The sequence below is a fragment of the Pseudomonas fluorescens genome (assembly GCF_902497895.1).
Taxonomy (GTDB): domain Bacteria; phylum Pseudomonadota; class Gammaproteobacteria; order Pseudomonadales; family Pseudomonadaceae; genus Aquipseudomonas; species Aquipseudomonas fluorescens_BP.
In genome coordinates, this window is sequence record NZ_CABVHQ010000001.1 from 48,820 (window position 1) to 73,751 (window position 24,932).

The following is a 24,932-nucleotide window of genomic DNA, read 5'->3' on the forward strand; positions in this document are numbered from 1 at the left end:
ATTACTTATAGCGGGCAGCCGCACTGCTCTTCGACAAATTTGGACCCAGGGCATGCCGCGCAGCCGTCATCGCCTGCCAATCCGCCGCATCCGGCAGCGACGGAATAGTGATCAACTCACCCTGATCAAAACCGGCCAACGCCGCACTGACCATCTCATCGGCCTCCATCACCATCTGCGCCGGAATCGCATTGGCATCAATACCCGAACGCTCCCAGATCTCGGTGCGCGTCACACCCGGCAACACCGCCTGCACCTGCACACCCGAACCCTCCAGCTCGGTGTTCAACGACTGGGTCAGACTCAACACATAAGCCTTGGTCGCCGCATACGTCGCATTGAATCGCTCCGGAATCAACGCCACCACCGACCCCACGTTGATAATCGCCCCCCGCCCGGCAGCCGAAAAACTCTGCGCGCCAGCCGAAGCCAAACGCGTGACCGCCACCACATTGAGCTGAATCATCCGCTCCAGCTGATCCATATCGGCACTGGCCAACGGACCATCGGCGGCGATACCGGCATTGTTCATCAGCAGGCTGATGTTGGAATCGCTGCGTAAGCGCTGTTCGACGTTCAACAGATCCGACTTGAGCGTCAGATCCGCCTTCAACACCTCAACCTGCACACCATACTCAGCCCGCAACCGAGTCGCGGCCGACTCTAGACGCTGCTCGTCGCGAGCCACCAACAGCAGGTCGTAACCACGTTTTGCCAGCCGCTCGGCGTAGATTGCTCCGATGCCGGAGGAAGCGCCGGTGATGAGGGCCGTACCTTTGGATTGGACAGGGTTCATAGCTGTACTCCTGGGGAATGCTGGGGGAGCCTGAGTGTCCGGTGGGGAAGGCTCAGACCGGAGAGGGTTTTATTATAGGCATAATTTCAAGTTAATATGATAGCCATAATTTAATGGCTCGAACAATCACCATGGGTCGGCTCCTCACGGTTCTGCGTGGGTTTGCGACTTATCAAACATAGCGGCGATGTATGGACGAATGCCCGAGGCGAGAAAAAATCCAGTAGGAAGCGGGGTGACCTCTGCCCTCCCGGAGCGCCGACCTACAGGGGCGAGGGAGCAGAATGTAGGTTTCTGACTTTGTGCTGCGACCTGAACGTCATTCGTAGAATCCAGAGTCGAAGTGGTGACCGAAGGTGAGGTCGCTTGACCTATAACATCGACGGCTATAACGAGCAGCAAAACATCGGCTTGGTCCGCGGATTTTTCGTCACGTCATCGTTGCCAGCGGAATCGAGCAGGCTGCGCAAAACCGTGCAGTGGCATCTGGAAAACCTGGAGCGGTGCCAACTGGTCCCGGAGGGAGCAATCAAGGCGAACGCCTGGGATTCACTGATTTCAAAGATCTGATTTGCCTGATCAAGCCATTGCTCTAATATGCCCTTTTTTTGGGCAATACTGGCCACGGCCATTACCCGTTCACTATCGCTGGAGAAAACCAATGAATGTAGTCACCACCGACCTGCCCGGTGTTCTGATCATCGAACCCAAGGTATTTGGTGACGAGCGCGGCTTCTTCTTTGAAAGCTTCAATGCCAAGGCTTTCGCGGAGGCGACCGGCCTGAACACGCAATTTGTTCAGGACAATCATTCCCGCTCGCAAAAAGGTGTGCTGCGCGGTTTACACTACCAGCTTGAAAACACTCAGGGAAAACTGGTGCGAGTCACCGCCGGTGAAGTACTCGACGTAGCAGTGGACGTCCGCCGCAGCTCGCCGAATTTCGGCCATTGGGTTGCGGTGCGTTTGTCGGCTGAAAACCATCGCCAGCTCTGGGTCCCGGAAGGCTTCGCCCACGGTTTCGTAGTGCTGAGCGACTACGCGGAATTTCTCTACAAAACCACCAACTACTACACGCCAGAGGCTGAGCGCTGCATTCTCTGGAACGACCCGACGCTGGCCATCGACTGGCAGCTCAGTGAAGCGCCACAGCTCTCGACCAAGGACCAGGCAGGCAAAACCCTGCAAGAGGTCGATCTGCTCCCGTGATCGTTCTCGGCCGAGGCTGGGCATAGTGCGTCTGTACTCACAGGCGTTCGATACGACTCCAGCCCACCAAAAAAAAGACCGGTCAATGACCGGCCTTAGCTGCTACGAACGAATCGTGTTTACTTGATTTCAAGCATGTCGCGGTTCTTGTCCAGAATCGCCTTGCCGATCCCCTTAACCTCCAACAACTCATCCACCGAAGTGTATGGCCCGTTGCTTTCACGGTAAGCCACAATCGCCTTCGCCTTGGCCTCGCCGATCCCGGAGAGTTCACGTTGCAAGGTCGCGGCATCGGCCGCATTGAGATTAATTCTGGAGGCCTGCCCGGCAGACGCCACTTGCACCGCGACAGGCGCAGCGGGTTCCGATTTGGCAGGTGCGGCATTGACGGCAAGAGAGGCACTGGCCAGCAAAGCAAAGACCAGGGACGAGAGGTAGGTAGTACGCATAAGAGACACACTCCATGACATCGATAGGGGAGAAGCAGCTTTTCCGAAGCTGCCTTCCAAACCTAGGCGATGTCATGCGTATGTCAAAAATGGCTGAGTTACAACATATGTGAGATCAGGGTTCGAGGCGGCGTTGCTGGTAGATCCAGTCGACGATCTCGCCGTCTGGAGCATAGCCGCTGACTGTGGCGCGCAGTAATTGACGGACCCGGGCATAGTCATCCTGCTCAACGGCAGGCGGGTGACGGCATAGCCAAATACCGCGATCGCCTCCACTTCGACGAAGATCTTTCTGGCATTGAGACTGCCAGCGATTACCTCAAGCAGCGCCTCCCCCCTCTAATAGCCTAGCGCGTTGGTGATTACCTGCCGACCGAACACGACCTCTGCAGCGATCTCCCGCCCCTGACACAAGACTCTTTCGCCTGTAGAATCCTGCCGCATCCATGAACTCAGCGGTCCTGCGCGTCTCAAAATCTTTCAGGTTACAGCTGCCTCCAGATAGAAATTAAGGATTGAAAATGAAAATTTATGCAATTGTTGGAGCTGGTGGTTTTGGGCGAGAAGTAGCACCTCTCGCAACTGAAATGCTAGGCATGATCACTCAGGACGAGTTTAAAATTGTCTTCGTGGATGACAACGCTCAAGAAAAAACAATTAATGGATATAGTGTCATAAACACTGAATCCTTTATAGAAATGAAAGGCGATAAGTTTTTCAACATAACGATAGCCAACAGCCAGCTACGACAATCTATTTCTGAAAAACTAATACTACTGAACATACAGCCTTTTTCTATATCAGCCATGAACTCAGTAAACCTAACTAATAACTCAATAGGCGCTGGTGCCGTTTTTTGCCCATTCACTACGGTCACAGCAAATACAAAAATTGGTAATTTTTTTCACGCAAATATTTATTCATACGTCGCGCACGACTGTGTAATTGGTGACTTTGTCACATTCGCCCCTAACGTTCAATGCAATGGAAGTGTAGTGATTGAAGATCACGCTTATATAGGGACAGGCGCAATGATTAGACAGGGCACCCCGGACAGACCAATAACTATAGGAAAGGGCGCTATTGTCGGCATGGGTTCCGTAGTTACAAAAAGCGTTGCTCCATACACAACGGTTTTTGGAAACCCGGCAAAGCCACTCCGCAAAGATTCGAAGTAAAGGATTAAATTAGCAATGGAAAAAATCAAGGTTGCTGTTATTGGTTCAGGAACTATGGGAAAGGGTATTGTTCAGGTCCTTGCACAATCGAAATGTGTTTCTTCGATAGTGTGGGTTGGCCGATCTGCGCTAGCTTGCGCTCTACCACTGGAGGATCTTAATACTCAGTGGGACCGAATGGTTAACAAAAAAAAACTATCATCAGAAGACGTATCTAACTTCTCCAGAAAAATCTCTATCACGAGCGAATATAAAGAAATCTCAGATTGCGGCTTAATCATAGAAGCTGTGTCTGAAGATATGAATATCAAGCACTGCATATTCAAGGAAATTGCAACGACCGCAAACCCTAACGCAGTAATAGCATCCAACACGTCTTCTCTTTCGATAACAGAACTGGCAAGCCTGACAAAAAACCCACAAAACGTTATTGGCTTGCATTTCTTCAACCCCGCGCCAGTAATGAAACTGATTGAAGTAATCGTCGGGCTTTCAACATCAAAAGAAACCGAAATCTGGGCGATGAATCTTGCTAAGTCATTAGGTAAAGATCCGGTACTGGTTAATGAGGCGCCGGGATTCATAGTCAATAGAATGCTGATTCCGATGATCAATGAAGCCATCGGAATATTAGCAGAGGGTGTAGCCAGCGCGGAAGAAATAGACAAGGCTATGAAGCTTGGAGCGAACCATCCGATAGGACCGCTAGCCCTGGCAGACCTTATTGGCAACGACGTCAACCTATCGATCATGGAAACACTACATAACGAAACCGGCGACTCCAAATACAGAGCTCACCCACTACTAAGAAAAATGGTTAGGGCTAATCGACTTGGGCGGAAAACAGGTTCCGGCTTTTACAACTACTGAATGTAAAAGGCTAGATCGGGCCAGATCGAATTGTTTGATAGACTGGCCCAGAAGCTACCTCTACCGACTCCTGTTCATGGTCGACAGCCCAATTTCAACTATTGAAAGTGCTGACACTGCGATGATAAGTGGCCGAGTCATGATATTTATGTTGCGATCGAACTTCTTTTACCTAGTTCATTAAAAATGCAATTTGCCATAAAAATAAGTGACAGAACAACAAATACCGCAAAAATACTATTCCAAGTCATGATACTTATAAGAAACGTAGAGTATATATAGCCAATCATACAAATATACAGCGCTGCAGAGAACACTGGCTTTTTACTTGTTAACAGTCGATAATATGCGAGATTAAATAAAATCCCACTACACGCCATATAAACGAGCGCCCCAACAAAGCTAAAATCTTGAATTAGCCCACGATACATTGTGTAAATATTCGTTTGAATTAAATCATTGAAGTTATAGTACTCTTCATAATAACCGTCCGGTATATAAGTTGTATCGCCGAAAAACTTAAAAATCGCCATAAAAGTATACAGGCCATACGTATAGCCACTTGAATTGTAAAAAATGCTGCGCGATTCGCCCGAAGTAATACTTGAAAACCAATCGGAAAATGCATACAGATGACCGAATGCATAGGAAGACATATAATACTGTAGTCGCTCTATGGTCTGACTTGTGGTTCCATCACCAATCCCCCTTGCCATAAAGGATGCCAGTAAAATCGGGAACAGCACTAACACTGAGACAAGTGCAATTCTGTTGGTTTTTTTGTTTGTTAGGTCAGTGTCGCCCGCGTGCGTCCTTGCGATAATTACTCCACCATAGAATAGTGCAGCACATAAAAATAACGTTCCTTTGTCGGCATAAATGAGCATGTGTAGAGCGGACGGAATAAAGCTCATTGCAAACACAATCAGCTTTCTAAAAATATTTTTCCGATTGCCTACTATCATCCCTCCAATACACACGCCCGTGTAATTAAGAGCCACACCTAACTGAGCGTATATGTTCGGAGTTATTTTACCATCGTATCTTGCAACAAGATATTTGTTAGCTGTCCCGAGCAGATCGCTAAAAAAGTCAGCTGGTGAAAAACCTTGTATGGAGAGGTTGGCGAGTATGCAGGCGACAACTGATGTCTGCATGCAGTAGAAGGTCAATGAAAAAAGCTTTCCGGAGTAAAGAGTTGGGGATTCTTTAAGCTTCAACTTATTTGCTGCTATAGCAAATCCCCAAGGAAAAAACATACACGAAATTCCGAAAAGTATTACGCAGCACAATATAAACAGTATTGAGTAGGGGTCGATCGGTATCGAGAACATTACAACCAGCGGGAAAAATGTAAACAAAAACCAGAACAATGCAAATATAACAGGTGGCGACGACCAAGATCTTGTATATGACTTGAACAGCAGCGCGGCTCCAAAAATCCCGAAGCTGAATATTATTGCCAACACTTTAGAAACTATATCGGTATCTATCACTGGTAAGTTCTTTATCTGGTTTCTGAGTCTGCGTTAAAACAGGCTGAGATGAATCACTGCATCAATCGTCATGACTAGGCGTCTGAAGGTGCTAGGTACCGATACAAAATTTACTCCACCATGGTTCCCTTAAGCTTAGGGCGTCCCTGTCATCCAAACCGCAGTATTCTCAACCTTGATTGGTATCCATCCTACCCGTAACAAGATCAATACAGAAGCTTTAAAAGCGCCGAAACCAGCTTCGGCGCTTTTCTCGCAAAGAGTCATCTACTCATTGGACGTCCCATACGGCTTCGTGCCGACCGGGCTTGAATTGCAGCGAGCGTTGGCTGAAGTTTAATTTGGCCACTGTACCTTCTGGCACATTGAATACTATTTTCCGTTTTGGGTAGTCGTATGTGATATCGATCAATCCATGAGGTGTTGGTATCTTCGCCTTCGCGGAAAATGTCAATACCTTAGACGGTTTTATTTCCCAATTTTTCCAGCCAGGCGCTGTCGCATTAATACCCAAGATGAACCGTGGAATGATATTAGCCGGAGCAGCTCCCCAAGGATGGGTCCAGTCTTCGTTATCCTTAAACTGAACATCCCATGCCTCATGGGTAATGGTGGCATCATATTTGTTTAACATGTTCATCCAGCCGCGCTCAGTCTTGTTCAACATCAGCGCGAGAGCCAGATCGTCTTCACCCGATTCAAATAACGCTTCCAACAGATACTGAGCCGTGAAAACCGAACCAGGGAAACCACCACCATAATTTCCGACTTTCGTGGCCAGCATCTTCAAGACACCGCTGCGCTGATTGTTATCAACCATGCCGAACGCCAAGGGGATAAACAAGCTGTGGGCAGATGTGTGCGTGGAGCCAATACCATCGACATACAACCCGTCCTGCCCCCTCACTTTAGCATCCATGACATTTTTCAGACTGCTGGCCAGAACGCTGAATCTACTACGATCCGATTCCTCTCCCAAAACACGAGCGATATCAGCCATGCGCATGAAGCCCATGTAGACAAATGCGTTGGTAACTGTGTTGTTTGCAAGCATTTCGTGACCGTCCCGTTGATTGGGTGGCCAATCAACGATGTCCCCTAGCGGGTAGGTTACTTTGAGCTTTTCTTTGAACTCCTGAGAAATTTTCGTGACATCCACCATCCCGGTTTCGGAGATAGCCTCCTCTAGGCTCATCGTTTTGAGCCAGTCATAATGCTTGCGCAAGAATTTGGAGTCGCCGGTCTGTAAATAATCGGCCCACGCCATGAATATCATGTGTGCCTGCCATTCCGTGGGCCAACTTGGATGATCAACCAGGTATTCGAAGGTTCTTCGAGGTACGGTAACGTCACCCACGTTGGCAAACCAGCCAAGCATGTTGATGTAAGCGTCAGCCTCATAAGGCAGCCGCTCTCTGTCACCATCCACGAATATACCCGCAAAGCTGGTGGTTTCGATCGTATGGTTCGCCAAATCAAGGATTCTGTTTAACTCATTGGCCGTTTGACCACCGGAGAAATTGATTACGCCTCGGTTCTCATATTTCGATGAACGAGAAAACTCGACACTGATGAATTTTTCCGAAAACTCCCCCTTCCATCCATAAATATCGACGTAACGAAACGGCATTACAGCCCCAATACTGACAGGCATCAACCTCTTGTCCGCGACAGGAAGCGGTAGTTCCTGTGGACCTTTACGCAAGGTAATATTTTCTTCCAGATAGCGAACGCCTATTTTTTCCTGACCTGTACTCGGAAGCGGGTCTGGCTGACTGCTTTCTCTTAACTTGATTGTTATCGTCTTACCCACATTCTCCGAGTTGGGGGTAATTGTCACCTTTGAAAAATATACTTTTCCATAATCAACAGTGATTTTGCTCTCGCCAATGTCCACCTTGACGGGCGCAAGCTTAAACAGCTTGACCGATCCTTCTATACCCACCGGACGCTCCTGCTCCGCCGCCGAAACCGATGAAAAAATAAAAGTTAAATTAAAAGTAAAAAACAATATGCAGAACGATTTCATCTGTACGATCTCTCGTCTTTTTTATCGTAAAATCAATTTGATCGGGATCATTGAATGATGTCCCGACGGCCCACCGTATTATGAGAATTTCGAGGCCGTAATCCGCTGAAGTCAGGTGTTTCTGTTCGCGAACACACTCATTTAATGATAGAAAGAGCTCAAGGCGCGCATCATAGCGAGCGCGCAGAGCATCATTGATACGTAATTACGGATCCAGGCGTCGTTGCTGGTAGATCCAGTCTACGATTTCCCCATCAGGGGTATAACCGCTTACGGTTTCACGGAGCAGTTGGCGAACTCTAGTATAGTCATCCGCAACAACCGCTGAATTCAACTCTACAAGCTTAGCCTTGAGATGGTCCCAAGCGACATAGTCCTCATTGGCACTCAGGATCATCGGATGTTCGGTAGCCACGACATCATCACCAATTAACAGTTCCTCGTAGAGCTTTTCGCCTGGCCTCAGACCGGTGAATTCGATAGCAATGTCCCCATGCGGATTGGTTTCCGAGCGAATACTCATACCGGACAAGTGAATCATCTTTTGTGCTAATTCGATGATTTTAACGGGCTCCCCCATATCCAGAACAAAAACATCACCGCCAAGTCCCATAGAGCCTGCCTGTATAACCAGTTGGGCCGCTTCGGGAATAGTCATAAAGTAGCGTGTGATTTTTGGATGCGTAACGGTCAATGGTCCCCCAGCTTTGATCTGCCTATGGAAGAGTGGAATGACGGATCCGGATGAACCGAGAACGTTACCGAAACGAACCATGGTGAAACGTGTCTTGTTAACGCTTGAGACGTTACTTGTGTCGCCGAATAACACAGGTGCCACTTCATGGCTCAAGGCTTGCAAAATCAACTCTGCCAGGCGCTTGGTACTGCCCATAACATTTGTTGGCCGAACCGCCTTGTCCGTCGAAACGAGTACAAAATTTGATACACCGGATCTTAACGCTGCTTCCGCAGTATTTAACGTACCGATAACATTATTCAAAATACCTTCGGAAATATTATGCTCGACCATAGGTACATGTTTATAAGCAGCAGCGTGATAAACCGTATCGACTTTCCAAGTCCTCATTACGTCCAACAGCTTGGGTTGGTTGCGGATAGAACCAAGGATCGGAAGCAACTTGATGGGAAGGGACTCTCTGACCAACCGATGTTCCAGTTCGGAGGTGATTTCGTATAGATTGAATTCGCTGTGTTCGAACAGCAACAGTGTTGTAGGACCCAGCGACATGATCTGGCGGCACAGTTCCGAGCCTATGGATCCGCCAGCTCCCGTTACCAGAACGGCGCGCCCTTTGATGCAGTGCTCCAGTAAGTTATCCTTCGCGGGTACGGAATCACGCCCTAGCAAATCCGCTACGTCTACTTCTTGGATATCGTCAACTTTGACCCGTCCGCTCGCCAGGTCCATAAAGCCCGGAACAGTTCTAACGTGTAACGGAAACCCTTCCAGGTAAGTAAGGATTTCGCGGCGACGGGCGCGAGTTGATGAAGGAATAGCTAATAAAATTTCCTGAGCTCCCGTCACCTCAATCATCCGCTTGATATGTTTGGGCTTATAAACTTGCAAACCGGCGATTGCACTGTTTGAAATACTATGATCATCATCAATATATGCGACAGGTCGCATTAACCTGCCCATTCGAAGCGCAGCAACAAGTTGATTACCTGCAGCGCCGGCTCCATATATGGCAACTTTAGGTATTCCATCATTCCTGCTGGCAAATGGCACATGCTGAGCAGCAGCAAACCAGTCACCCAGAAAATACTGGCGCATGGCCAAGCGTAGCCCACCGATCATTATCAGGCTGAGCCACCAGTAATTAAACATAATGGAGCGAGGCACCACATGCTGATGGTTACTATACCAATAAACGATAAAACCCAGTATAAGCGCAGACAGCGTCACAGCTTTGATGATTACAATTAATGCGTCATTTCCAAAATAACGCATTACCGCACGGTACATACCGCACCTGATGAATATCGGAATAGCTACAACAGGGGCAACCAGAAACAGCCAGAAGTGCTCTTTAAAGGGGTTTATCATTTCGTCGATGCCCAGACGCACAATAAATGCCATCCAGAGCGCGACCCATACTAAAACAACATCAGCAGTTAACTGAAAGGCACGTTTTTTTCGGCGTGGCAAACCCAGCAAGAAACCTCTCAACCTTTCTACTCCCTTCTGAAACACCGCAAAAACCCTCAACGATGAGCGTTAAATCCCTGAGGCTAATGCAATAAAATAAACTTTAGCTACCAGTTGGCCGTGCCTCCAAAATAGCACAAAAAACTGCCTCATTTCAGGCAGCTTGTTGGTCCATGTCCCGCGTCAGCCTATCCCGTAGCAGCTTAATGCGTCGCGAGCAGCATCACTTCTGTCAACACTTGACAGGTTTTGTCTATTTCAGCCTCGCTAAGCGTTGGGTGCACCATAAACATAATGCTTGTTTCGCCAAGCTCGGCCGCCACTTCAAGCCGCTTGGCAGGGCGCCAGTCAGTATTATCGAAGGCTTTTTCTAGATAAACTTCGGAGCAGGAGCCGGAGAAACAAGGAATGCCGCGCGAGCCAATTTCGGCCAAAATCCTGTCCCGCGACCATCCGTCCTTCAACGTTTCAGATTTCAGGAACACATAACATTTATAAGCTGCATGGGAATAGTCATTCGGAACAGCGGGTACGCGAAGCCCTTTCAGGTGCTTGGCGCAATCCCAGATCTGGTTCGAATTCTTAACTCTTCGCGCGGTCCACTCCGCCATTTTACTGAGTTGGATACGCCCCAACACTGCCTGAACCTCAAGCATCCGCCAATTTGTCCCGAAGCTCTCGTGCAACCAGCGGAATCCAGGCTGATGTTCCTGCTCGTAAACCGCATGCCAACTCTTGCCGTGATCTTTATAGGCCCACATCGCTGCCCAGAGATCTCGATCATTGGTTGTCACCATGCCGCCCTCCCCTCCGGTCGTCATGATTTTATCCTGGCAGAAGGACCATGCCCCAACGTGACCTATGCTACCGACCGGCAGCCCCTTGTAACACGCGCCATGGGCCTGAGCGCAATCCTCGATAACCTTGAGGCCCAGCTCGTCGGCAAGCGCCATGATCGGGTCCATGTCACATGGCCAGCCCGCAAGGTGTACGCAGATGATTGCTTTAGTGTTGGGGGACAAAACGGCGCGGATGGTGTCAGCCGTAATATTCTGCGAGTCGCGATCCACATCAGCAAAAATCGGGATCGCCCCGGCATTGACAATACTTGAGACCGATGCAAGGAACGTTCTCGAAGTAACGATAACTTCGTCACCATTACCAATGCCCAAAGCCTTCAAGGCCAGATCCAAAGCAACAGTGCCGTTCGCGACGGCAACTGCATATTTAGTCCCACTCCACGAGGCAAACTCTTTCTCAAACTCTCGACACTCTTGCCCTGTCCAATAATTGACTTTATTGGAGAGAATCACATCACGAACTGCATTAGCCTCCTCTTCGGAAAACGATGGCCAAGGAGAAAATGGAGTGTTAAGCATAATTAATAGGTCCAAATTTTATGGATAGGCGAATTGGAGCTTAACAGCTGGGTCCTGGAAAAATCACCTAGAGTGGTGTCTGGCGCTGCCGCCTGCCGCTGCGCCCTCCCCGGGAGAAACGTCACCGGGCGCAACTGATCGATCTACTCATTGCCCGTGAATTTTGACATAGAAACCTCGCCGTCAGCACTAATCCCGTCACGGATGACCACTTTTCGTATCGTTTTGAAGATTATTTTGAGGTCAAGACAAATCGACTTGTTATCGACATACCAAACATCCAGTGTAAATTTCTCATTCCAACTCAGCGCATTGCGCCCATTGATCTGTGCCCAGCCCGTAACACCTGGCCTCACCTCATGCCTGCGGTATTGCTCGGCATTGTAGAGCGGCAAGTACTCGACTAGAAGAGGGCGCGGCCCAACCATACTCATGTCGCCCTTGAGTACATTCAGCAGCTCCGGCAACTCATCCAGGCTCGTAGCGCGCAAGAAGCTCCCGAAAGGGGTCATCCGCTCGGAGTCAGGCAAAGGGTTGCCCTCGGCATCCAGTGCATCGCGCATGGTGCGGAACTTGATCATCTCAAATGGCACGCCATTGAGACCCGGACGTAGCTGTCGAAAAAGAACCGGCGAACCTAATTTGCGTTTAATTTGCCAAGCTGTAACGGCAATTACTGGCGAAAGCAGGAGCAGCCCCAAGAGTGACGCGACGATATCGAACATTCGCTTGATCAAGATTTCACCCCTTCCAACCAATCGACGAAATGATTTGACAACATTTTTCGATCAAATTCGCATTCAGCCAATTGACGCGCGTTCTTACCCATCAGCTTCAAAGCGTCTCTATCATCGGCCGCTTTCTCAAGCGCCTGTGCAAAAGTAACAGCGTCTTCCGGTGGCACGGAAAAGCCGCACTTATGCTCTGTTATCATCTTGGCCAGCCAACCCGGATAATTATTGAGTACCGGCAATCCCGCGGAAATATAGTCAAAAAATTTGTTGGGTGAGGTACCGAAATAGAAAGCCGGAATATTGGCCAATAATTGCAAGCCCACATCTGCACTGGCCATCAGTCCAGACAGCTTTGCCTTATTGATCGGGTCATGAAAAACTACGTTATCCAGTTGTTCTGCCTTGGCTCTGGCGACTAAGGCTGACTTTAGCTTACCCTGACCAATCAACAGCAACTTGATGTCGAGGCGTCCACGGCGTTTCAATTCAGCAGCCGCATCCAGCAATGAATCCAGGCCGTTGGCAATGCCATGCGTTCCCGCGAAGACCGCGAGCAAATCACTCTCCTCCACACCTTCAGGGCGCCAGGATGCAACCTCTGAATTAAAGATGTCCAAATCACAGCCATTGGGAACCAGCGTAATCTTGCTCGTCTCTATCCCTCTATGCGCGATGCCTTCAACGATACCGGGCGAAAGACCGATAAGACGATGCGCCGAGTGGTAAGTCGTCCATTCCAGCACTGACATGGCGCCCAGTATAAGCGGGTTCGTTATAACTCCCATGGCCTTGGGCAGTTCTGGCCATAAGTCTCTTACTTCAAAAACAAAAGGTTTACCGCGCAGCCAGCGAGCAAATATACCGGGTATTCCGGCGGTCAGTGGCGTGGTGGTCGCGAACACTAGGTCATAGCGTTCAGTTAAGGCGATACGAACGCTTGCCAATGCAAATTTCATAAACGTGAGGGCTCGTTTGACAAAGCCGTCTCTGTTTGAATATGAAAGGTCAAGTTCAATAATGTCGATTCCATCAACAACACCGCGACGACGCGAGTTCACAAAACTCGTGGTTAGCCCCGTATCGCCCCCGCCATAACTACCACACACCATGGTCACCGTATGACCACGTTCCAACAACCGTCGGGCCATTTCGTAGGACCGGGTACCAACACTTCCTTTGGGTGTAGAAAAATGTTGATGAAAATAAAGAATATTCATAAGCTCCAACGATACTCTGTCGTCAATGAACCTGACTGATTGACTTCCAATTCAAGAACTGGAACTTCAGTCTTGTCGAGATAATAAAGGGATTCCCAGCCTTCGACCATTTCCAGCCGGACAATCGGCATGGTGCCATGCACTTCAATGACATGATCACCGCACGTCAGCCGATTACCCTCCAGATGCCAGGAGCCCGGCATCAGGCGCCAGTGAAGAACAGCCTTTTGTTTAAAGCCAGAAATTTGGTCCACGACGGTCAGGGAATTGTCCGTCAGCATGACCTTGCGCTTATGCGCTGCTCCGGACGCATCCTTGTAGCCAGCTGCAAAACTGGCAACAGATTCCTCTGTGTGCAGCGGTTCTACATAAGAAGTCTTCAACCAGTTACCGAACAGAAAGCGACTGATCCTTGGCATTTGATCGCGGCTGTCGAACTGGACCGTGTTATGAGCTGCTGTGCCTGGAAAATAATTTAGCCACTTGGCCTCAGTGTTATAAGAATAAGTCCCTGCGTCACGCAGCAGGTTACTTGCTCCCACCCAAAGGTCGACGTGCAACGCATCCGCCTGACTGGGTCTAAATCGAAACCGAGGATATCTCAACATCACCATTGCATAAGTGTTACGAAGTACAGCAAAACCACCTTTATCGAAGACCTGACTAACCTGTGGATCTGCCCTATCTACCGATTCTTTCAAGCCTAGCCAGCCAGCAGGCTCGTTCCAGCTTCCTTCACCATAAGCGTTTTTTCCCAAAAAAAGATTCATGGCAAGTTGAACACTTGGACGAAAGTCACGGTAGTCCGAGCGACTCAACTGAAGCAAGCGTGCTCCGTCATTAGCCCCCAGATTCGGAGCGTCACCATTTTCTTCCCTTACCATCGCTCGAAGCCAGATCGTAGCCGCTGCGGCGCGCGAGTACCAGGTATCTGAAAGCTTCGACAAGTTCAGATGCCTGCGCCACACTTCAACCATGCTGAACGTATCGAGCATCACGCGGTGATAGTTGAGGGAGTATTGGCTGAAGCTGCCATCCACTTCGATCAAACGCTCCGCTCGGTTTTCCAGCCACTTATAACCCTGTCGGACCCACTCAGCGCCCTCTGCTTGTCCGTTATGAGTAAGCAGGCTGCCGCCAATAAAGAGCGCAGCGGCTTCGGAAGTTCCGTGGTTGTTATCCTGGGCCATTGCGTAACTCAGGGTCGGTGCGATTCTCTTCAGGTGCTGTTTTATAAGTTCAAGCAGCGCAATGGTCGCTTCGCCCGTCTGCTCCAGTATCAGCGATGCCATCGCCAGGTGCATGACTCGAATAGACGCTTCCTGACCGCACTTCCAGTTCACGCCTTTATAGGGAGGATTGTTTGCGCACCAGTCTGCAAGCCAGCTATCGAGTTGCGATAAATAGTAGCTTTCTCCCGCTTTCGCGCGCTGAGCAAATGCCAACAGCCAGTCAAGTCGGGAGGTTTCCCAAACCATCTTGATGTCGCCCAGGCGAGAATCAAAATCAGGAATCTCCCACCAGTTCCGATTTGGCTGGTCCACCCGAACTCCCGTCAGAGGGTTACAGTGCCAATCAGGCGCAGTAGCCGTTATCGGATATGGCCAATAGCTGAATAGCAACGCCGTTGTCGCCCAGTGAGTGGGTAGCGCAATATCTGATGGAGGATAATCGCGCTCAACAAAAAAAGGCCCCAGCTGTACAGCGTCGTGAAGACGCAGTACAGGGCTGATCCCGAGTTTGATTCCCATTCTGTACCGAAAAACCCGGATCAGATTGGGAATCCCCAGAGAGAGGATGGATGAAATTTTTATGAATAGCCGCATCATTGATTACGCAATAACTCTGCTACTTCAATAGAAATCCGTGCTACCTCAAAAACTTCATCAGCAGGAATGGCAGCTTCCCCCGCTTCGATCGCATTCATGAAGCTAGCCGCACAGCCATTCTGGCCTTTATCCTGTTTCCAGAGATTTAGTTTCTTGAACCCTGGCCAGCCAAACCCTTTAAGTTTACGGAAGTTATCCAACTGAAGAACGCGCCCGGCAGCAAAAACTTCGACGCGCTCTTTGGCAAAGCTGGAGGCACCATTGGCCACGTAAAGAATGGTGCCGAATGAACCATCTTCGAATCCCAACGTTATCGAGGCTTTGTCCTCAGTAATATCAACACCAGGTGTATCGCCCATTCGACGAGCTTGCACCGAAATGATTTTGCTACCGGCAAGGAATCGCATCAGATCGATAAAGTGGCATGCTTCGCCAATAATTCGACCACCTCCAACAGCATTGTCCTGAGTCCAATGATTCGCTGGAATGGCACCCGCATTCATTGTCATGAGGAACGTTTTCGGCTCTTTGACCGAGGCTAACAATTCCTTCATCTTCACAACATGAGGGGAAAAGCGTCGGTTGAAACCGACCATCAGTTGCGGCCCTTTGCCGCCCGAATGGGCCTCTGTATAGGCGGCTTGCACCTCGTCCAGTTCTGAATGGGTGATTGCCAGCGGCTTCTCGACGAAGACGTTTTTCCCCGCAGTCAATGCCTTGTTCACAAAATGTGCATGACTATCGTGACGAGTAACGATCGCTACCGTGTTTATTGTCGAATCAGCCAGCATTCCATCCACATCAGTGGAAGCAACTGCGAAACCGGCTTTTGCTCCGTGAATGACTCCGTTCACGCCACCAGCGGTAACGATTGTATGAAACTGCGCCCCGGCATTTTTGAATGCTGGAATCAACATGCGTGAAGCATAGTTCCCTGCACCAATGAAACCCATAACCGGACGCTGCGCATTAAAGGCGCTGGATGAGTCAAGTACAACAGTCCTGATTCCACGCTCAGCAACATCGGATGCATATTCCAGGCAAATGCCTAAACCGGATTTGTCTTCGGTGAGCATTTTGTAAGCTTCGGCCGCGTCCTCAAACGCAAATCGCTGGCTGATGAGCGGTTTGACGTCCAGCTGCCCTGCGGCAAGCATGTCGAGGATAGCTTCGAAGTTACGTTGTTCAGTCCAACGAACAAAACCTATCGGGTAATCCTGGCCTTTATCTTCATATAACGGGTCATAGCGGCCTGGGCCGTATGAGCACGAAACCTGGAAACTCAGTTCTTTTTCATAGAAATCAGCGCGATTAAGCTCCAGGCCCGTTACGCCGACCAATATGATGCGCCCACGCTTGCGAGACATTCGAGCCGCATGAGTTACCGGATCGCTCGCTTTTGTCGACGCAGTGATGATGACTCCATCGACCCCGTTGCCGCGACTGAACGCCATCCCTGCGCCAACCGGATCTTCACCTTTGGCCGGGTTACAGGTGCTCGCTCCGAACTGGCGTGCAAGAGCAAGTTTTGATTCGTCAAAATCAATCGCCAGGACTCTGCAACCTTGTGCACGTAACAGTTGCACAGTAAGAAGCCCGATCAAACCGGCCCCTATGACGACGAAAGCCTCTCCCAACGTGGGCTCGGCGAGCCGAATGCCTTGCAGACCAATGCTCGCGACAACGGTAAACGAAGCTTCGATGTCGCCTACTTCATCAGGAATAAGGGCGCACAGGTTCTTCGATATCTTTACTACGTCAGAGTGAGGTCCGTTGGAGACCACCCTGTCACCGACTTTGAAACCGTCGACACCCGCCCCTACCTCGTGGACGACACCTACGTTGCAATAGCCTAAAGGCAAGGGCTGTGAAAGCTTGGACTGGACAGCCTCGAGCGTAGTGACAAGGCCATCGGTCTGAATTTTCTCCAATACCATTTTTACTTTGTCGGGCTGCTGGCGCGCTTTCTCCAGATATGAGGCCTTGCCAAATCCAACCAACATGCGCTCGGTACCCGCCGAGATCAACGACACACGCGTATTGATTACAACGCTACCGCGTGAAACCTGGGGCGAGGGAGCCTCCGTAATAGTGGTTTCACCCTTCGCCATATCCTGCAAAATCTGCTTCATAAAACCACCGTCAAGAATGATAAGTGTCGACAATATATTTAAGGGACTTTACATGTTCGCTCGCGATAAATTCGAGCTTCTCGCGGGAAGTAGAGCCATGGTCATCGTCAATGATCGTTATACTCGGTTGGTATTGAACCTTTAGACCGACTCTCAGGCATTGCTCAGCGACGAAATCCTCCTCACCAAACAAAAATTGCGGATAGTCGACCGAGCCGCCCTGTGAAAAATACTGTTTAGTAAATAAAATAAATGAGCCGTGGGGGGAATAGAAGCTTTCGCCCGCAGCCAGAGAGCCGATGGAGCTTTTAACTTTCAAATCCGAAAGTTTTCGATAGATCTTCAACAACCAGAGGCGCTTGAAAATGAAAATATTTTTCAACAGGGAAAAACGCGTTGGTCTGTATAAAGTCTTCGGATTCAAATCACCTCCGCGGCCTTTGGAAAGGATGGCAGGCGCTATAATCCCAGTCTCATCAGAGACCGCATTAATTTGAGTTTTCAGCGATTCAAAAAAGTCCGCGCGCACGGTCAAATCGACGTTTGAAATGGCGACGCAGTCGAAATCAAGCAAAGAACCCAGCAACTCGGTTCCTTTCTTGAATCCTGGAAAGTACCCAACATTGTCCGACTTCAGGTAGTGCGTTGTGAAGTTCATGGCTGAAACGCTCACCAATACCTGCTCATCTATTTCCTTCGTTGAATTATCAACGATCACAAAGGTAAAACTTATGTCTTTCGCACGAGAAAGCGATTCGCTTAGAGAGGTTGCGAGATTCAACAGATGATCGTACGCATTATAACAAACACAAACTATCGCTACTCTCATGTCAGCCTGCTTAAATTAAAATTTCCGGTCAATTTGATCTGTACATACCGATGAAAAAACCAAAATTATTTTGGGAAATAACGATCCAGCAACGAATCCCGCTCAGCAAATGTTGGGTAATTTATCAACACAGCTTTATACACGCCCTTGAATACAAAAAGGCTGCCCGCCGCAGCACCCACTACTCCAAATTTGTTGATCAACGCACCTATATCGTCGATTGAGCCAGCCCCGCCCAATATTGTCAGCGGTACATGAACCTTGTCGTGGACTTTTCCAGCAACGTCCAGATTGTAGCCTTTCATAACGCCATCGTAATCGATGGAGTTGATCACGATTTCTCCAACACCCTGCTCCTGCAACTCGCTACACATTTCCAATAGGCACTTGCCAGTATTCTTCTTTCCATTGTTAATCCAGACATCGTATCGCCCGCCCAAGAGTTTCTTCTTGACATCCAGAACGACAACAACACTTTGGCTACCAATTTCCTGAGCAATTTCCTTTACCAGAGCAGGATTTTCGATCGCTGCCGAACTGATGGCAATTTTCTCGACACCCAATCCGATAATCTTGCGTGCCTGATTGGCAGTGGAAATGCCTCCGCCATAGCAGAATGGCATACGGCATTCCATCGCCATTTTCTTTATCAACGCGTAGTCGGGTTCACGACCTTCTGCTGATGCATCGATATCTAAAACGATCAGCTCATCGACTTCTTTCTCATTAAAAATCTTGACCGCATTGAGAGGATCGCCAATATATTTGGAGTCTTTGAACTTGACAGTCTTGACAAGACCTTTATTGCGAATAAGCAAGCACGGAATTATTCTGGGCCGTAGCATTTATGACAACTCCGAGAAGTTCTTCAGTAAGTTAACGCCGAAGTGATGACTCTTTTCCGGGTGAAACTGCACGCCGTATACTGAACCGGCATTGACCGCGCACGTGAATTCCTCTCCATACGTGGAGGACGCAAGCGCATGATCGCGTTCAGCACATTCAAAATAAAAAGAATGCAGAAAATAATATTTTGGAGTTTCCAGAAAGTTCTTGAATAGCCCACTTGCGTGCAAAGGCACGACATCGTTCCACCCCATATGAGGCAGTTGCTTTACTTTCTCGATATCAAACTTTCTAACGGTGCCGGGTACCCAACCCAATCCAGGTAGTTCGCCTTCATCACTAGAGTTGGCGAGCATCTGCATGCCTACGCAGATGCCCAATACCGGAATTTTTTTGTCCAGTACCAAATCATCCAGCGCTTCACGCATACCGGAACGATTGAGACTGATCATCGCGTGATCAAACGAACCGACACCAGGCAATATTATTTTACTCGCCCCGGAAAGGTCCTGATAAGACGTTGCAACACAACATTCGATATTCAGCCGTTTATAAAGATTTATAAACGACAGTATATTACCGAGACCATAATCAACAACAGTAATCATCTCTTGACTGCCCTTTCCATGCCCAACATATGCATGACTTTCGCCCCAAGCTCAAACAGATAGCGCTGAGATTTGTAATCGCGATAGGACTTGTTTGGCAATTCCATCAATGCTGTTAACTCGGGAACAGTCATATCCAGTTTGTTCGCGATGTATTCAAAATCCTGATCCACTGTCTCCGGATCGTACGCCGGCTGGGCCAGGTTATTCAACGCATCTTCACGAGTCATCTGCCCGGTGAGGATAAGGCTCGAATACTGGATCTTCCTTGTGTCGTAACCAAACTTGGTCGGCAACCAGTAACCTTCGTAGAACTTCGTGAATCTTGACTCATCATGCTTACGAGGATACGACTTCCAGCCATATTCTCTAGACAGCGTCTCGATCGCTTCGGAACGAATATACGGCACGTAGTTCAAGGGCTTAATCACCTTGACACCCTTGAAGAAACGCAAATAAATCTTGTGAAACCAGATACTGCTCAGTGGGTAGTCCACCAACGGGCGCTCGCCAAACTTTTTATGAATGTCTTTCAACTGCCACATATCAGTACCGTAGTACATCCACTCCAATGGATTCCTGACGCACTCAGTTGAATAGTTTCCGCCATTCAGAATGTATTTGATCCCGTGCTTATTGGCGAAGTGGTACAGGGTCGCGATGAAAGCGTGGTCCTGAGGGATATCGAGATGTGGAACAGAGGCCTTGAAAAAAGCTCTCTGAAAATCCTTCATTTCTTCCCAATTGATAACCTCGGTGTACAGATCAAGGCCCAGTTTCTCAACGATAACCTCAATATTATGCACTGCCAACTGAGAGTTCCAGCCGCCATCTACGTGAAAAACCAGCGGGCGCAAACCAAATTCTTTAACGGCAATATGCAGCAAATACGAACTGTCCAGCCCGCCACTCATGCCCATAATGCAATCGAATGGTTTGCCTTTACTATCCGCTTTGATTTTCTCGAAAATCTCGGTGATTTGCTGCCTTCCCTTGGGACCTGTATCCCAATGAGGAAGTAAATCACGATGGTAGCCGTTGCAGTGATCACAAACGCCTTTGTCATCAAATACAATATTTTCGTCTGTTGTATCCATCACACAGTTTGTGCAAATTTGATAGGGTCTTTTACTCATGCTAACTCCGAGTACACTTGACAAGTCGGCACGCTACATGCCTGAATTATACTTCGAGACATTAAAACAAGACTTTGCAAGTCAATTTTCAGCCTCAAGCTTTTAGGTATTTTGTTGTAATCAGGGTGAACAGAATCAATTCACCTAGAACAAAGCTGATTGCTGCGCCATAAACGCCCCATATGCTCGTCAATGTCACACAAGCGGACACTGTTACGACGCCCGTCAATATCAAAACCTTGGCATAATATTTCTTCGAATTCAAATTGTTCAAGCCCGCTGTTCCCAACATGAAATTGGCAACTCCAAAGAAGACGCCAATCGTCATAAATAGGAACAGCCCGGCCATAAGCTGTTTGTTTGGATAGGATCTCAAAAATTCCAGGTAATCATTAAACATAAGCCATATGATAATAAACCCCGAAAGAATAGTCGCAAGGGCAGCCAACTGCATCCAGGTCAATTTCATCACCTTGACAAAAGCGCCCGGACCGGGCGCATTTTCGTCACGCAACGAGTGAATCGCCCTGGTGAAGAAAAACTGGTTGAGCGGCCTAATGAGCGCCTGGAAGGCCTTGATGAGTTTCTCGACCACGGAATAGCTTGCTATGGCTGCGGGGCTCACCGAGAAAAAACTCAACACCAGCAAATTGGAGTCCCTGAACAAAACAACGGCGATGTTCCCGAAGAAAATATCCTTACCCTCATGCAAACATTCCCAGAGGCGAGAGAACGACACACTGATATATTTCAAACCCAGCGCCGCTTTTAAATAGATCGATGAGGCAAGTCCACCCGCCAGATAACATCCACCTACTATCAACGGCAGGAAATAGACAGGATCCTCTGCTTTCAAAAAGAGAAACACAACCAAACAGCAGGACAAACGACTTATCAATGTAAAAACTGCGACCGGAAGATTGTTCTCGATCGACTGATAGAAATAGGTTGACTGAAAGATAAAACTCAACGGCACCAGCATCCAGCATAACAATGAAAAGAAAAACTGCTCTTGCAAAAAAAAGCCGGAAATCAGCACCGCGATCGCGCAGACAAGCCAAATTATGATTCTTGAAAAAAAGATTTCACAATATACATTGGAAGCCGCGGCAATTCCGCCACGCGCGTATGAACTCACGACTCGCGAAACGCCATTGACTTCATAACTGTACAACACGACAGCAAGAATAATGAGCGATACGGCTTCGGACACAACAAGATCTGAAAACTTGGCTGAACCGAACAAATGCAGTACATACGGAAAAATGAAGATAGGCAGAATTGCGTTTGCGCCTTGAATGCAAGCTAGCGAGGCTATATTTGTTAGGTCTTTTCGCAACAATGTCATATCTCGAATCAAAGTAAGTTATTTAATTATATTTTCCTGCTTATTAACTGGTCCTTTCACCTCCCTCGTCTTTACTAAATGCGAACTGTATCGTTAATTTTGCACTTCGCAAACACACAGAAAGCAGTACCCGCCAAGGTACTGCTCATTTAGATTGTTGCAGCTGACTGCAACTAAACCATGACGACGTACTACTTCACTTACTCCAGACACCGCGCGTATCAATCAGCTTGATTGCACCCAAACGAGCAGGAGGCAGTTCTTTGAACACCTTATGGTCAACCAACATCAACACAATAGTGGCTTCGCTCAAAGCGTCTTCTACCGATTTGAACTCCACAACTTCGTCGAGTGTAGCCGGCAGTTCCGAAATGTTGGGTTCTACTGCGAATACACGCCCTGGGTGTTCGTGAGCGATGCGCTTGGTGATCGCGACCGCAGGGCTTTCGCGCAGATCGTCGATATCGGGTTTAAAAGCGAGTCCGAAACACGCCACCGTGACTTCTTTTGCTGTTTTTTCTGGATTGGACTGCAGATATTCCGCAACGGCCAGCTTGACCTTATCAATAACCCATTCAGGTTTTGCGTCGTTCACTTCGCGTGCACAACGAATAATTTTAGCTTCTTCAGGGGTTTTACTGACGATGAACCAAGGGTCTACAGCGATGCAGTGCCCACCGACGCCTGGGCCGGGTTGAAGAATATTCACCCTCGGATGGCGATTCGCCAATCGAATCAATTCCCAGACGTTGATATTTAGCTTATCGCAAATCATCGAAAGTTCGTTGGCAAACGCAATGTTCACATCCCGAAAACTGTTTTCGGTAAGTTTACACATTTCGGCTGTTCGAGCGTTGGTGATTACACATTCGCCTTCTACAAACAACTGATAAAGTTTGGCCGCACGCTCGGAGCATTTAGCGGTCATCCCACCAATCACACGATCATTCTGTACCAGTTCTCGCAGCACATGTCCTGGCAAGACGCGCTCGGGACAGTGAGCAACACGGATATCGGACGACTCTCCATGGGTCTGAGGAAAAGTAAGATCGGCGCGCATTTCAGCTAACCAGTTTGCCACTTGCTCCGTCGCGCCAACAGGTGAGGTGGACTCCAGGATCACCAGATCGCCGGCCTTCAGTACCGGTGCAATGGCCCTGCACGCTGACTCGATATACGAAAGATCAGGTTCATGGTCGCCCTTGAATGGGGTTGGCACCGCGATCAGAAACGCATCAGCTGGCTCAGGGGTCTGGGTTGCACGCAGGTAGCCCTCTGTTACTGCGGCATGAACCACAATATCAAGATCCGGTTCAACGATATGAATCATCCCTTTGTTGATGGTATCAACTGCGAGTTTGTTCACATCCACCCCAACTACCTTGATTTTTCGCGATGCGAAAACGGCAGCAGTGGGTAAACCGATGTAACCTAAACCAATAACTGAGATAGTCTTAAACACGATGCCCGCCCTTCAATTCCTGGGAGTTAAAATCTCCCGATTCCGATATATTAAATTTTTACAGTGACGGGAAAGTTAGCCAGCACTTCGATTATACGTTGGCAAGCTTTGCCATCCCCGTACGGATTATGAGCAAAGCTCATGCTTTCGTAGGCTGCTGTATCTGAAAGCAATAGCTCCAGATGCTGAGCTATTGTGCGTGTTTCAGTGCCAACCAGTTTTACGGTGCCTGCCTCAACGGCTTCCGGACGCTCGGTTGTCTCTCGCATGACAAGCACTGGCTTTCCAAGCGATGGCGCCTCTTCCTGGATTCCACCGGAGTCCGTCAGAATGATAAAAGACTGATTCATCAAATAAACGAACGGCAAATAGTCTAGCGGTTCAATCAGGTGAATGTTGTCTATGCCTGACAATAGCCGGTTGATCGGCTCTCTGACATTGGGATTCAGATGCACGGGATAAACAATTTCCACGTCGGGAAATGCTTTGGCCGTATCCACCAGCGCGTGACAGATACGTTCAAATCCGCCGCCAAAGCTTTCGCGGCGATGCCCAGTCACCAGGATCACCTTTTTTCCGCTTCGAATGAACGAAAACTGCTCTTCCAGACCAGCTTTCAAAAAACTCGACTCTTCAAGTTTCTTGACTACATCGAGCAAGGCGTCAATAACCGTATTACCGGTTATATACACGGTTTCTGGATTGACGCCTTCTTTGAGAAGGTTACGCTCGGAATTTTCTGTTGGGGCAAAATGCAGTGCAGCCAGCGCCCCGGTCAGCTTGCGATTGCCTTCCTCCGGCCAGGGGGAATAAAGATTTCCTGTTCTCAAACCGGCTTCAACGTGAGCGACTGGAATTTGCTGGTAATAGGCGGCCAAAGCAGTCGCAAAGGTTGTGGCAGTGTCGCCGTGAACCAAAACAATATCGGGTTTAAAATCATCGAAGACGTTTTTCATACCCTGCAGAATCGCGGTTGTCACCGCGTTCAGATCCTGCCCGGGCTGCATTATGTTCAGATCATATTCGGGTGTTAAGGCAAACAGGTCCAGCACTTGATCCAGCATCTGCCGGTGTTGAGCGGTGACGCAAACTTTCGACTCAAAACGTCTGTCCTCTGCGAGCGCCAGCGCAAGGGGAGCCATCTTTATTGCTTCAGGCCTGGTTCCAAATACAGAAAGTACTTTTAAGGGCATTTTTTTACCAACACTATGGGAAAT

21 protein-coding genes and 1 pseudogene are annotated in these 24,932 nt (G+C 48.7%); 4 read left to right on the plus strand and 18 right to left on the minus strand.

Annotated elements, in window-relative coordinates:
• Nucleotide 1 precedes the first annotated feature (1 nt).
• Entirely contained in the window at nucleotides 2–796 is a 795-nt protein-coding gene (locus tag F8N21_RS00180; protein ID WP_150640174.1) for an SDR family NAD(P)-dependent oxidoreductase, read from the minus strand.
• Between the two features lie 366 nt (nucleotides 797–1,162).
• On the opposite strand from F8N21_RS00180, the gene F8N21_RS00185 reads away from it, so the two are divergent.
• Together F8N21_RS00185 and rfbC are read left to right on the plus strand one after the other, a co-directional pair.
• Nucleotides 1,163–1,366: a hypothetical protein gene (locus tag F8N21_RS00185; RefSeq protein WP_150640175.1), complete on the plus strand. Its 204-nt coding sequence runs from the start codon at nucleotides 1,163–1,165 to the stop codon at nucleotides 1,364–1,366.
• A 91-nt stretch (nucleotides 1,367–1,457) separates the two neighbouring features.
• A complete protein-coding gene (rfbC, locus tag F8N21_RS00190; RefSeq protein WP_150640176.1) occupies nucleotides 1,458–2,003 on the plus strand; it encodes a dTDP-4-dehydrorhamnose 3,5-epimerase in 546 nt (181 codons plus the stop codon).
• A 119-nt stretch (nucleotides 2,004–2,122) separates the two neighbouring features.
• Here rfbC and F8N21_RS00195 read toward each other — a convergent pair whose 3' ends face one another.
• Nucleotides 2,123–2,452, minus strand: coding sequence for a ComEA family DNA-binding protein (locus F8N21_RS00195; RefSeq protein WP_150640177.1), 330 nt, complete (start codon nucleotides 2,450–2,452; stop codon nucleotides 2,123–2,125).
• Between the two features lie 115 nt (nucleotides 2,453–2,567).
• Nucleotides 2,568–2,687: pseudogene (locus F8N21_RS30700) on the minus strand (hypothetical protein); the annotation flags it as partial.
• Between the two features lie 286 nt (nucleotides 2,688–2,973).
• Here F8N21_RS30700 and F8N21_RS00200 point away from each other — a divergent pair.
• A complete protein-coding gene (locus tag F8N21_RS00200) occupies nucleotides 2,974–3,630 on the plus strand; it encodes an acetyltransferase (protein WP_150640178.1) in 657 nt (218 codons plus the stop codon).
• A 15-nt stretch (nucleotides 3,631–3,645) separates the two neighbouring features.
• A complete protein-coding gene (locus tag F8N21_RS00205) occupies nucleotides 3,646–4,500 on the plus strand; it encodes a 3-hydroxyacyl-CoA dehydrogenase family protein (RefSeq protein WP_224788141.1) in 855 nt (284 codons plus the stop codon).
• A gap of 146 nt (nucleotides 4,501–4,646) precedes the next feature.
• Here the strand turns inward: F8N21_RS00205 and F8N21_RS00210 are convergent, their stop codons facing one another.
• The 15 genes from F8N21_RS00210 to wecB form a co-directional block, all read right to left on the minus strand.
• Nucleotides 4,647–5,996, minus strand: coding sequence for an O-antigen polymerase (locus F8N21_RS00210; protein WP_191624140.1), 1,350 nt, complete (start codon nucleotides 5,994–5,996; stop codon nucleotides 4,647–4,649).
• Nucleotides 5,997–6,267: 271 nt separating this feature from the next.
• Complete coding sequence (locus tag F8N21_RS00215) at nucleotides 6,268–8,025, minus strand: alpha-L-rhamnosidase C-terminal domain-containing protein (protein ID WP_150640180.1); 1,758 nt, start codon at nucleotides 8,023–8,025, stop codon at nucleotides 6,268–6,270.
• Between the two features lie 205 nt (nucleotides 8,026–8,230).
• Complete coding sequence (locus F8N21_RS00220; protein WP_412071615.1) at nucleotides 8,231–10,216, minus strand: polysaccharide biosynthesis protein; 1,986 nt, start codon at nucleotides 10,214–10,216, stop codon at nucleotides 8,231–8,233.
• 182 nt (nucleotides 10,217–10,398) lie between these two features.
• Complete coding sequence (locus tag F8N21_RS00225; RefSeq protein WP_150640182.1) at nucleotides 10,399–11,574, minus strand: DegT/DnrJ/EryC1/StrS family aminotransferase; 1,176 nt, start codon at nucleotides 11,572–11,574, stop codon at nucleotides 10,399–10,401.
• 143 nt (nucleotides 11,575–11,717) lie between these two features.
• Complete coding sequence (locus F8N21_RS00230) at nucleotides 11,718–12,311, minus strand: sugar transferase (RefSeq protein ID WP_150640183.1); 594 nt, start codon at nucleotides 12,309–12,311, stop codon at nucleotides 11,718–11,720.
• Complete coding sequence (locus F8N21_RS00235; protein WP_150640184.1) at nucleotides 12,308–13,525, minus strand: glycosyltransferase family 4 protein; 1,218 nt, start codon at nucleotides 13,523–13,525, stop codon at nucleotides 12,308–12,310. Before F8N21_RS00235 ends, F8N21_RS00230 begins: the two co-directional genes overlap by 4 nt.
• Entirely contained in the window at nucleotides 13,522–15,069 is a 1,548-nt protein-coding gene (locus F8N21_RS00240; protein WP_224788142.1) for a heparinase II/III family protein, read from the minus strand. Before F8N21_RS00240 ends, F8N21_RS00235 begins: the two co-directional genes overlap by 4 nt.
• A 281-nt stretch (nucleotides 15,070–15,350) precedes the next feature.
• Nucleotides 15,351–17,486 carry a bi-domain-containing oxidoreductase gene (locus F8N21_RS00245; protein WP_150640186.1) on the minus strand — a complete coding sequence of 712 codons (2,136 nt, stop codon included), beginning with the start codon at nucleotides 17,484–17,486 and terminating at the stop codon, nucleotides 15,351–15,353.
• Nucleotides 17,487–17,496: 10 nt separating this feature from the next.
• Entirely contained in the window at nucleotides 17,497–18,267 is a 771-nt protein-coding gene (locus tag F8N21_RS00250; RefSeq protein ID WP_150640187.1) for a hypothetical protein, read from the minus strand.
• Nucleotides 18,268–18,380: 113 nt separating this feature from the next.
• Nucleotides 18,381–19,160 (minus strand): AglZ/HisF2 family acetamidino modification protein, encoded by a 780-nt coding sequence (locus F8N21_RS00255; RefSeq protein ID WP_150640188.1) that lies wholly within the window; start codon nucleotides 19,158–19,160, stop codon nucleotides 18,381–18,383.
• Nucleotides 19,161–19,769, minus strand: a complete 609-nt coding sequence (hisH, locus tag F8N21_RS00260; RefSeq protein WP_150640189.1) for an imidazole glycerol phosphate synthase subunit HisH — start codon at nucleotides 19,767–19,769, stop codon at nucleotides 19,161–19,163. It lies immediately after the preceding gene.
• Nucleotides 19,766–20,905, minus strand: coding sequence for an N-acetyl sugar amidotransferase (locus tag F8N21_RS00265; protein WP_150640190.1), 1,140 nt, complete (start codon nucleotides 20,903–20,905; stop codon nucleotides 19,766–19,768). The genes hisH and F8N21_RS00265 overlap by 4 nt, the downstream gene beginning before the upstream one ends.
• A gap of 94 nt (nucleotides 20,906–20,999) precedes the next feature.
• Nucleotides 21,000–22,253, minus strand: coding sequence for an oligosaccharide flippase family protein (locus F8N21_RS00270; protein ID WP_150640191.1), 1,254 nt, complete (start codon nucleotides 22,251–22,253; stop codon nucleotides 21,000–21,002).
• A gap of 196 nt (nucleotides 22,254–22,449) precedes the next feature.
• Nucleotides 22,450–23,718 carry a UDP-N-acetyl-D-mannosamine dehydrogenase gene (gene wecC, locus F8N21_RS00275; protein WP_150640192.1) on the minus strand — a complete coding sequence of 423 codons (1,269 nt, stop codon included), beginning with the start codon at nucleotides 23,716–23,718 and terminating at the stop codon, nucleotides 22,450–22,452.
• A gap of 47 nt (nucleotides 23,719–23,765) precedes the next feature.
• Nucleotides 23,766–24,908, minus strand: a complete 1,143-nt coding sequence (gene wecB / locus F8N21_RS00280) for a non-hydrolyzing UDP-N-acetylglucosamine 2-epimerase (RefSeq protein WP_150640193.1) — start codon at nucleotides 24,906–24,908, stop codon at nucleotides 23,766–23,768.
• Between the last annotated feature and the right edge of the window lie 24 nt (nucleotides 24,909–24,932).